This is a genomic window from Pseudomonas sp. DrBHI1, assembly GCF_002205115.1.
Lineage (GTDB): Bacteria > Pseudomonadota > Gammaproteobacteria > Pseudomonadales > Pseudomonadaceae > Aquipseudomonas > Aquipseudomonas mosselii.
Window position 1 is genome coordinate 25,738 of sequence record NZ_NIBE01000013.1, and the last position, 8,866, is coordinate 34,603.

Here is an 8,866-nt window from a genome sequence, read left to right on the forward strand (position 1 = left end):
CACTCACAGTTGCAGGCTCGCCTGGGCCTGCAGCCGCGCGGGCAGCTTCGGTACGTCACCGACCACCGGCAGCACCAGGGTCGGCAGCACCCGCGTCAGGCGCGAGCGCGGGTAGTCGATCACCACCGTGAGCACCTTGTCCACACCGACGGTGACCCGGGTGTCAGTGAGCACGTTGAATCCCAGCGCGCTGGGCATCCACGCCAACTGCTGGCCGATCACCTGGCGGGCCAGCCCCTGCACGTCCAGCTCGTAGGTCTGGCTGGCGGGGTCCACGGCCACGCAGCGACGCACCGCCTCGCTGCTGGCCTGGTTGAACGACTGCAGCATCAGCATCGGCAAGGCGTAGCTGACCAGCCCGTAGAACACCGCGAAAAACACCATGAATACCGCGACAAACTCGATGGCTGCCGCGCCTTTTTGCTGTCCCGCCGGGCTTGCTTTCATGATCGCGTCTACCCTGACTGTGAGACCTGTCTGAAAGCATAGAACCGTTCAACGAATAGGGATGGCAATTTGCCAATGCAAAGCATTGTTCTCCTGATGTGGCTTGCCTTGTGCACCGAACAAGATGTCCGTGAACGGCAAATCTCCAACGCCCTGACCCTCGGGGTCGCGGCGTGCGCCCTGGCCTGGCTGTTCGCCACCGGACGCAGCTGGATCGGCGCCGACGCAAGCGAAGCCGGCTGGGCCCTGGCCATCGTCATGCTGCTCACCCTGCCCGGCTACATGCTCGGCCGCTTCGGCGCCGGCGACGTCAAGCTGATGGGCGCCCTGGCCCTGGCCACCAGCCCGCAATACGTGCTCGGCACCTTCATCGGCGCCGGGGTCACCGTGCTCGCCTGGATGTTCGGCCGGCGGCGTCTGTGGACCCTGCTCAATCCCAAGGTGAAAAAGCGCCTGCAGGCGCTGGCCGAACAGGTCGGCGACAAGCAGCCCTTTGCCCCGTATGTGCTGGCCGGCTTCCTGTTGACGGCCGTCTGGATCCAATAACCGACCGCTGGGTCGCTTCCATGAGCTAGATGCATGTACATAATTGCAAAGTGCGACTACTTTTCTACCTGCCAGAGCCTCTGGCCCGGGAGCAGAGCCGATACAACAGGGAGTTGATCGTGAATAAATCTGTCAGTGAGGTGAAAGTGCTGGTGGTCGACGACCAGCCAGTGATCGTCGAAGAGTTGTGCGAGTTTCTCGAAAGCGAGGGCTACCGTTGCGTCCCCGCCCATTCCACCGGCCAGGCCATCGACTGCTTCAAGGCCGACGAGACCATCGGTTTGATCCTGTGCGACCTGCATATGCCCGAGCGCGATGGCATCGAACTGGTCCGCACCCTCAAGCAAAACGCAGGGCCGCAGCGCATGTTCGAGGCGATCATGCTGACCGGCCGCGCCGACAAGCAGGACGTGATCCGCGCCCTGCGCGAGGGCTTCGCCGACTACTACCAGAAGCCAATGGACCTCGACGAACTGCTCGAAGGCGTGCGCCGCCAGGAAGCGGCGCTGCTCGAACGGCGCCGCAACTTCCGCGAGCTGGGCAGCCTCAACCAGCGTCTGCAGGAGTTGGCCGAGTCCATCGATGATCTCTACCAGGACCTGGAAAAAGCCCGTGGCCAGGGCACCCACCGTCGCGCCAGCGATGCCGAGGACGGCGAGGCGGAGCTGCCCGCCGCCTTCGAGAAGCTGTCACCGCGCCAGCTTGAAGTGGCCCGGCTGGTAAGCAAGGGCAAGACCAACTACCAGATCGCCTGCGAGCTGGGCATCACCGAGAACACAGTGAAGCTGTACGTGTCGCAGGTGCTGCGCCTGACCCACATGCACAACCGCACGCAGCTGGCGCTGGCGTTGACTCCGCGTTCGTCGCCGGTGCATCAGCGGTTTACCACGCACTGACCTTGTGAATACCGCTCCTACACGATCGTGCCACAGCTTCAAGTGCTCAATTGTTCGACGAACTGATCTTGGTCCAGCGGTAGAAATCCGGAATCGCGTACTTGTAGCTGTCCAGCCAACGCTGCATGGCCTGGTCACGTTCCTTGTCGGTCTGTTCCTGGCGCACGCTGGAGGCCTGGCGATTGCTCGCCTGTACCTGCAGCAGGGCCTCGGTGGCGGTCTGTGGGCGTGGCTGGCGCACAGGTTCTTCAGCCTGCGCCAGCAGCGGTGCGGCCAGGCAGGCCAGGACAATCCAGGGCTTGAACATGATCACCTCCCGATCAGTTGATGGCCGCGGCCGAAGACTCGGTCGCCGCCAGTGGGCCGCGCCCGTTGGACCTGATGCGCTGGGCCCGGGCCTGGGCCTCGGCGAATTGCTCGGGCTTCAGGCGCAGGCGATTGACCAAATCTTCCGCCTGCCGCCAGTTGTCCTGCACCAGCGACAGGGTCACCAGGTTCACCGCTGGCAGCGGGTTGTCGTCCTTGAGCTCGATGGCGGTGAGGAACTCGAAGCGCGCCTGTTCGTGGTTGCCCAGGTTCATCTGCACCACGCCCAGGTCGTTGCGCACCTTCTCGTCGGTTGGCGCCAGGCGTACCGCCCGCAGCAGGTTGCGCAAGGCCTGGACGTCATCGCCACGGGCCGAAGCCAGCTGGCCCAGGCCGTGCTCGCCCTCGGCGGCCAGGCAGCCGCCGAGCAGGCTGCGGTAGAGCGGCTCGGCCTCGCCGCGCCCGAGCTGGCGCAGTACCTTGGCCTTGCGCAGGCGGACCTGGTCGAGGGTGTCAGGCAGCTGTTCCAGGTGGGCCAGGCCCGCGTGCGGGCGGCCTTCGCTGATCATCTGGTCGGCCATGTCCAGGCTCAGTTGCTGGTCGGCATCGGGCTTGCCACAGGTGCCACCGCCGAGCAGACGGGCCAGGCCTTCGGGGGGCTGGCCGGCGCAACCGGTGAGCAGCAACAGGCCGATCAACGTCAGGATCGCTTTCATATCCATTTATCCCCTCATGAGCCCAAGGCCCGCGCCAGCGCGGAAAAACCTGGCCCGGCCAGGACGATCAGCAACGCCGGGAACAGGAACACCATCATCACCGCCGACATCTTCGCCGACATCTTCGACACCCGTTCCTGCAGGCCGGTCAGGCGCCGGTCGTCAAGCAACTCCTTGAGCGCCAGCAGCGACTTCATCGAGCCACTGCCCTGCACCAGCAGTTGCTGGAGAATGACGCAGGTGTCGATCAACTCGTCCACCGCCAGCAGGCGCGCGGTCTTTTCCAGCTCCGGGCCCAGGGCCAGGCCTGAGTCGACTCGCTGCAGGACCAGGCGCAATTCGTCACTGATGTTCGGTACCAGGCTGCGGCCTTCATGGGCCAGCACCCGCAGGGCCTGCTCCACCGCCAGCCCGGTTTCAAAGAGGATGCGCAGCAGCGGGATCAGCAGGCTCACCTCTTGGGCGATCTGCCGCTGACGCCGCGCCGCCGCCAACACCAGCAAGCGCTTGGGCAGCAGGTAGCCCCCACCCATCGCGCAGAGCACCAGCACGCCCCAGTGCCCGCGGTTTTCCCCGGGCAAGCCATGGCCCAGCAGCAGCGCCACGCCCACCGCCAGCAGCGGCAAGCCCAACTGCACGGCGGCGAACAACGCCCGTTGCCGGCTGCGCCGCCAGCCCAGGCGATCGAGCAGCGCCTGGGTCTCGCCATCCAGCCGTTGCAGGCGCCGCCCCAGCGGGCTGCTGCCCAGCCACTGCAGCCAGTCGCCGAGCCGCTCGTCACGGGCCAGCCGTCCCTGCAGGCGTCGCGCCACCCGCTGCCGGGCCCGCCATTGCTGGCCGACCTGCAAGGCCAGCAGCACGAACGCGGCAAACAGGAACAGCGCGCAAAGCAACAAGGCCATACTTACAGGCTCCTCATCATGCGCCACAGCACCAGGCAGCCGACGGCCTGCAGGGCGAAGGCGAACAGCAGCATCAGTTGCCCACTGCGGTCGTGCCACATGGCCAACAGATAGGTGGGATTGGCAAACAGGAAGTAGCCGACCATGGCCAACGGCAGCGCGCCGAGGATCCACGCGGTAATGCGTGTTTCGCCGGTCATGGCGCGCAGTTGCCGGTCGCCCTGCTCGTGTTCGCGAATCAGCTTGATCAGGTTCTCCATCAGCTCGCTGGCATTGCCGCCGTGACGCTGGTTGATGCGCAGCCCGAGGGCGAACATGCGCAGTTCGGCCTGGCCATAGAGTTCGGCGAATTCATTGACCGCATCCTCCAGCGGCACACCCAGTTGCACGTTGCGCCGTACCCTCAGCATCGCCGAGCGCAGCGGCTCGCGAGTACTGTCGACGCCGCCGAGCACCGCCTCGTTCAGGGTGCGACCGGCCTTGAGGCTGCGCACGCTGTAGTCGAGCAGGCCAGGCAGTTGCTGGACGATCTGCTGCAGGCGTCGCCGGCAGCGCCAGGCCAGGAAGAAATGGCCGAGCAGCGGCAGGCCGAACAGCACCATCGACGCCACCACCCAGCCCGCCACAAGGCCGGCGAGCACGGTCAGCGCCAACCAGGCGAACAGCCACGGCCTGGGGGAAAATTCGGCATGGGCCAGGCCCGCCCGCTGCAGTAACGGGTCGAGCCAGTCGCGCCGGGCATTGCCGCTGCGCACGGCGCGGTAGGCCCGGCCCAGGCGTTCGAGGATGCGCTCCTCGCCACGCTTGTACAGGCCCAGGCGCAACAGCAGCAGCGCCATGCCCAGGCACAAGGGCGACAGTGCCAGCAGCAGCGGGCCCATCACAGCACGCCCTCGTGGCGCAGCTTGTTTCCCGCGGGGTTCGGCGCCTCGCGCAAGAAACCGTCGCCGCTGCGCCGGTCGAGGCGGAACAGGGTGTTCGTCACATACACATCATCGCGCACGCCGACCACTTCCAGCACCTCGCTGACGCAGCGCCGGCCATCGGCCAGTCGGGTCAGCTGGATCACCACGTCCAGCGCCGCGCAGATCATCTGCCGCAGGGTTTTCTCGGCCACCTGCCGGCCGGTCAGGCCGACCAGGGTCTCCAGGCGCAGCAGCGCGTCCTGGGCAGTGTTGGCGTGCACCGTGCTCATCGAACCGTCGTGGCCGGTGTTCATCGCGGTCATCACATCGAGCACCTCGGCGCCGCGGATCTCGCCGAGGATGATGCGGTCGGGGCGCATGCGCAGGGCGTTGCGGATCAGCTCGCTGGCCTTGATCTCGCCATGGCCCTCGGCATTTGGCGGGCGGGTCTCCAGGCGTACCACATGCGGGTGGTGCAGCTGCAGTTCGGCCACATCCTCGATGGTCACCAGACGTTCCTGGGGCGCGATCATCTGGCTGAGGATGTTGAGCAAGGTGGTCTTGCCGGTGCCGGTGCCGCCGCTGACCAGGATGTTGCAACGTCGGCCCACGGCGCGTTCGAGGAAGTCGTAGATCGGCTGGTCGATGGCCCGGGTGGCCAGCAGGTCGGCGCTCTTGAGCATGTCCTGGCGGAACTTGCGGATCGACAGGCATGGCCCGTCCAGGGCCACCGGCGGGATGATCGCGTTGACCCGGCTGCCGTCGGGCATGCGCGCGTCGACCATCGGCGACGACTCGTCCAGGCGCCGCCCGAGGGGCGCAAGGATGCGCTGCATCACCCGCTCGACATGATGCGCGTCGATGAAGCGCAAGTCGGTTTGTTGCAACAGCCCCGCCCGCTCGACAAACACCCGGTACGGGCCGTTGACCAGGATCTCGGTGACGCTCGGATCGCGCAGCAGCACCTCCAGCGGGCCGTAGCCGGTCAGCTCGTCGACGATCTCCTCGGCCAGTCGCTCCATCTCGTAGCGCGACAGGGCCAGGCGCAGGCGCGCCACATAGTCGCCCACCTGTTCCAGGACGAACTGCGCCAGCACCGGTCGCGCCCCTTCGAGCAGGTTGCGGCCGCTGTCCTCGATGGCGTCGATGACGTGCCGGTGCAGCGCGCGCTTGAGCACCTGCGGATCGCTGGCCGCATGGCGCGGCCCGCCAAAGGGTTCTTCGTTGCTCATCGGTTGCCCCACAGCCGGTTGAGCCAGCCCTGGCCTGCCGGCGCCAGGTTTTCCGAGCGCTGCGCCAGGCGCTCGCCCAGGCCGCGCAGGGCCTGGGTCAGGCCTTCGCGCGGAGCCAGCTCGAACAGGCTCAAGCCCTGGTTCTTGGCGTTCAGGCGCACCTCCGGGCTGTAGGGCATGACCTTGAGCAAGGCCAGCCCGTAGCGTTTGGCCAGGGCGTCGGCATCCGGCGCCACATGGCGCAGGTAGCGGTCCACGAGCAGGCTGGCGTGTTCGAGCTTGATGCCGCGGTCGCGCCACTGTTCGAGCACGTCCAGGTTGCGCCGGCAGTCGATGATGTTCTGGTCGGTGTAGACGATCAGCTTGTCGCAGTGGCTGACGATGGTGCGCAGGGCCTCGCTGTCGGCCTGGCCGGTGAGGTTCACGACGATGTGCTGGAAGTGCTGGCGCAAGGCGCTGAGCAGCATGTACAGCTCGGCGGCGCTGGACTGTGCCAGGGCTTCGTCGTTGTCGGCATAGGCCAGGATGCGCAAGCCGCCCTTGTCGCGGGTGAAGGCGCTGTCGATCAGGGTCGCGTCGAGCCGACGCAGGTGACGCAGGGCGTCGCCGAAATGAAACGAGGCCTCCAGGCCCAACAGGGCCAGGCTGTCGCCCCGGGGCAGGCCGAGATCAAGCAGCAGGGTCTGCTGGCCGCTCTCCTGCACCACCCGCGCCAGGTGCGTGGTGAGCAGCGCGCCGTCGGCGCCGCGCTGGGTGCCGAAGAGCACGGTCAGGCCGCCCAGGCTGGGGTTGCTGGTGGCCGTCGGCAGGCGCTTGCCCAGGCGCCGCACCAACCCCGCCACCTCGCTGGCCCGCGAACCATAGGCGACGAAGTCACGGGCGCCGGCGCGCATGGCGTGCAGCACCAGCTGGTTGTCCATGCCGTCGCCGAGGGCGACGATGGCCAGCATCGGCTTGGCTTCGAGCATGCCCTCGATCAGCGCGCACTGGCCGATCAACTGCTCGCGGTCCAGGCCGATGAACACCAGGTTGCTGAAGGTCATGTCGACCAGCGCCAGCAGCTCGTCGAGGTTCGGGCTGCTGGCGCCGATCACCTGCCCCAGCGGCGCCAGCGCGCCCTGCAGCCAGTGCAGGTCCTCGTCGGTGCGGGTCAGGGCCAGGTAGGTCTGGTTCAGGCTTTCGTTCATTGGGACAACCCGCCACGGCCTTCGAAGTTGCCGTTTTCCATGAAGAACAGGCGGCCCCAGCTGGGGTCGTAGGTGCGCAACGCCTCGCCCGGCAGTTCCGGCAGGCGCGCATTGGCGGCCAGCGGCTGGACCAGGTGCGGGGTGACGATCATCAACAGCTCGGTCTCCTCGCGATTGAGCGCCGACTGGCGGAAGAACGCGCCGATGATCGGCAGGTTGCCCAGGCCCGGCATCTTGTCCACGTTCGAACGCACGTTGCTGCTGATCAGGCCACTGATGATGAAGCTTTCGCCATCGGCCAGGGAAATGCTGGTATCGGTACGCCGCACGCTGAGCCCCGGCACCCGGGTGCCGGCGATGACCACCGAATTGTTGAAGTCCAGCTCGCTGACCTCGGGGGCGACCTTCAGGGTGATGCGGTTGCGGCTGACCACCGTGGGGGTCAGCGCCAGGCGCACGCCGAACTCCTTGTACTCGATCGACACGTTGTCGCTGCCGCTGCTGGGCACCGGGATGGGGATCTCGCCACCGGCCAGGAAACTTGCGGTCAGCCCGCTCAGCACGGTGAGGCTGGGACGCGCCAGGGTGTAGGCGAAGCCGCTGTTCTCCAGGGCGTTGATCATTGCCAGGAAGCGGCTGCTGCCGCCGCCCCAGACAATGTTGAAGACGCTGTTGTCGAGGGGGATGCCGGGCCGGGCGTCGGCGTAGTTGGCCGAGCTCGGCACGCTGGCGGTGCTCGGCACGTAGCCCGGGCGCACCACCGTGTCGGGCACGGTGCCGGGCGAGCCGATCAGGCTGTTGTTCGAGCCCTTGAAGAACAACCGCGCCCCGGCCTCCTTGTACTTGAGGCGGCGCACTTCGACGAAGCGGATATCAGCCTGCACCTGCACCGGCAGGTCCTCCTGGGCGGAGGGCAGTTGCGCCGTTTCCGTCATGTCGGCGCTGGCCCGGCCCTTGACAAACAACATGGCCCGATGCGGCTGCGCGGTGCAGTCGGTCCACAGCATCAGGCTGGTGGTGCCCTGCCCCACCGCCGTCAGCAGCACGGCGCGCTCGCCGCTGGGCTGCACATCGGCCACCTTGGGCTCGCCCACCGCCGCCCGGGTGATGGCCACCGGCAGGCGCAGTTCCTGCTGCAAGCCCTGGTCCATCTCGATCACCGACGGCAACTGGCCGAACGCGGCGCACCCCTTGGCCGCCGCCTGCGCAGTCGGCGCCAGGAGGGCCAGGACCAGCAGCGCCGGGACCAGCCATCCGCCTCGTGGAGTAACACGCAAAGAACTACGCATGGATCGCATCCTTGCCGGTTCAGGGAGTCTTGTTGTTATCGCCGTTCTGGGCGCCGCGAATGATCTGCATCGCTGGGGCGCCGGCCGCGGCGGCGGCCGCCTGGCTGGCCAGGGGCACCTGGGACAGCTGGCTGAAGCGATAGAGGTCGCGGTTGGCACTCTGCAACTGCGGGCTGGCATCCTGGCCGGACCAGTAGGCCGCCAGCAGTGGCTCCTCGGCGCTGCGCACCGCCAGGCGCAAGGTCCCGGCCTGGGCCGCCAGCATCAGCCGGCTGGCCAGGGCTTCTGGCACGGCCAGGCCCACGGTGCGGGTGGTGTTGCTGTTCAGCGATTGCTGGTCGCGGCGGGCCTTCTGTTCTTCGGCCGTCTGCGCCGGACGCCCGTCGTTGGCCAACCCGGTCTGCTGGTCGACGCTGAGCACGCGCAGGGCCGGCAGCACC

The 8,866-nt window shown here is 67.3% G+C and carries 11 protein-coding genes; 2 read left to right on the forward strand and 9 right to left on the reverse strand.

Translation table 11 applies throughout. The features are described 5' to 3' along the window. Positions 1–3: 3 nt before the first annotated feature. Positions 4–447, reverse strand: a complete 444-nt coding sequence (locus CC207_RS02140) for a TadE family protein (RefSeq protein ID WP_028691369.1) — start codon at positions 445–447, stop codon at positions 4–6. A 75-nt stretch (positions 448–522) separates the two neighbouring features. Between CC207_RS02140 and CC207_RS02145 the strand changes: the two genes are divergently transcribed. Together CC207_RS02145 and CC207_RS02150 are read left to right on the forward strand one after the other, a co-directional pair. Next, the gene (locus tag CC207_RS02145; protein ID WP_028691368.1) at positions 523–993 is read left to right on the forward strand and encodes a prepilin peptidase; all 471 of its coding nucleotides are present in this window, start codon (positions 523–525) and stop codon (positions 991–993) included. A gap of 113 nt (positions 994–1,106) precedes the next feature. After that, entirely contained in the window at positions 1,107–1,889 is a 783-nt protein-coding gene (locus tag CC207_RS02150; RefSeq protein WP_189660374.1) for a response regulator transcription factor, read from the forward strand. A 46-nt stretch (positions 1,890–1,935) separates the two neighbouring features. On the opposite strand, the gene CC207_RS02155 is transcribed toward CC207_RS02150, so the two are convergent. From CC207_RS02155 to CC207_RS02190, 8 genes are all read right to left on the reverse strand, one after another. Further along, the gene (locus tag CC207_RS02155; RefSeq protein ID WP_028691366.1) at positions 1,936–2,196 is read right to left on the reverse strand and encodes a DUF3613 domain-containing protein; all 261 of its coding nucleotides are present in this window, start codon (positions 2,194–2,196) and stop codon (positions 1,936–1,938) included. 13 nt (positions 2,197–2,209) lie between these two features. Then, positions 2,210–2,911, reverse strand: coding sequence for a lipoprotein (locus CC207_RS02160; RefSeq protein ID WP_028691365.1), 702 nt, complete (start codon positions 2,909–2,911; stop codon positions 2,210–2,212). Positions 2,912–2,925: 14 nt separating this feature from the next. Then, on the reverse strand, positions 2,926–3,813 hold the full coding sequence (locus tag CC207_RS02165; protein ID WP_028691364.1) for a type II secretion system F family protein: 888 nt from the start codon (positions 3,811–3,813) through the stop codon (positions 2,926–2,928). Positions 3,814–3,815: 2 nt separating this feature from the next. Beyond that, positions 3,816–4,697, reverse strand: a complete 882-nt coding sequence (locus CC207_RS02170; RefSeq protein ID WP_028691363.1) for a type II secretion system F family protein — start codon at positions 4,695–4,697, stop codon at positions 3,816–3,818. After that, entirely contained in the window at positions 4,694–5,950 is a 1,257-nt protein-coding gene (locus CC207_RS02175; RefSeq protein WP_028691362.1) for a CpaF family protein, read from the reverse strand. The genes CC207_RS02170 and CC207_RS02175 overlap by 4 nt, the downstream gene beginning before the upstream one ends. Continuing rightward, positions 5,947–7,137, reverse strand: coding sequence for a pilus assembly protein (locus CC207_RS02180; RefSeq protein ID WP_028691361.1), 1,191 nt, complete (start codon positions 7,135–7,137; stop codon positions 5,947–5,949). Before CC207_RS02180 ends, CC207_RS02175 begins: the two co-directional genes overlap by 4 nt. After that, on the reverse strand, positions 7,134–8,426 hold the full coding sequence (locus CC207_RS02185; protein WP_036986199.1) for a type II and III secretion system protein family protein: 1,293 nt from the start codon (positions 8,424–8,426) through the stop codon (positions 7,134–7,136). The genes CC207_RS02180 and CC207_RS02185 overlap by 4 nt, the downstream gene beginning before the upstream one ends. 19 nt (positions 8,427–8,445) lie before the next feature. Beyond that, positions 8,446–8,866: RcpC/CpaB family pilus assembly protein (locus tag CC207_RS02190; RefSeq protein ID WP_256581976.1), on the reverse strand; the 421-nt coding region annotated here is incomplete at its 5' end.

What these genes read in the sequence shown, in the direction of transcription:
- CC207_RS02140 (WP_028691369.1), bottom strand. Translation starts at nt 447, where the DNA reads ATGAAAGCAAGCCCGGCGGGACAGCAAAAAGGCGCGGCAGCCATCGAG.
- CC207_RS02145 (WP_028691368.1), top strand. Translation starts at nt 523, where the DNA reads ATGCAAAGCATTGTTCTCCTGATGTGGCTTGCCTTGTGCACCGAACAA.
- CC207_RS02155 (WP_028691366.1), bottom strand. Translation starts at nt 2,196, where the DNA reads ATGTTCAAGCCCTGGATTGTCCTGGCCTGCCTGGCCGCACCGCTGCTG.
- CC207_RS02160 (WP_028691365.1), bottom strand. Translation starts at nt 2,911, where the DNA reads ATGAAAGCGATCCTGACGTTGATCGGCCTGTTGCTGCTCACCGGTTGC.
- CC207_RS02165 (WP_028691364.1), bottom strand. Translation starts at nt 3,813, where the DNA reads ATGGCCTTGTTGCTTTGCGCGCTGTTCCTGTTTGCCGCGTTCGTGCTG.
- CC207_RS02175 (WP_028691362.1), bottom strand. Translation starts at nt 5,950, where the DNA reads ATGAGCAACGAAGAACCCTTTGGCGGGCCGCGCCATGCGGCCAGCGAT.
- CC207_RS02180 (WP_028691361.1), bottom strand. Translation starts at nt 7,137, where the DNA reads ATGAACGAAAGCCTGAACCAGACCTACCTGGCCCTGACCCGCACCGAC.
- CC207_RS02185 (WP_036986199.1), bottom strand. Translation starts at nt 8,426, where the DNA reads ATGCGTAGTTCTTTGCGTGTTACTCCACGAGGCGGATGGCTGGTCCCG.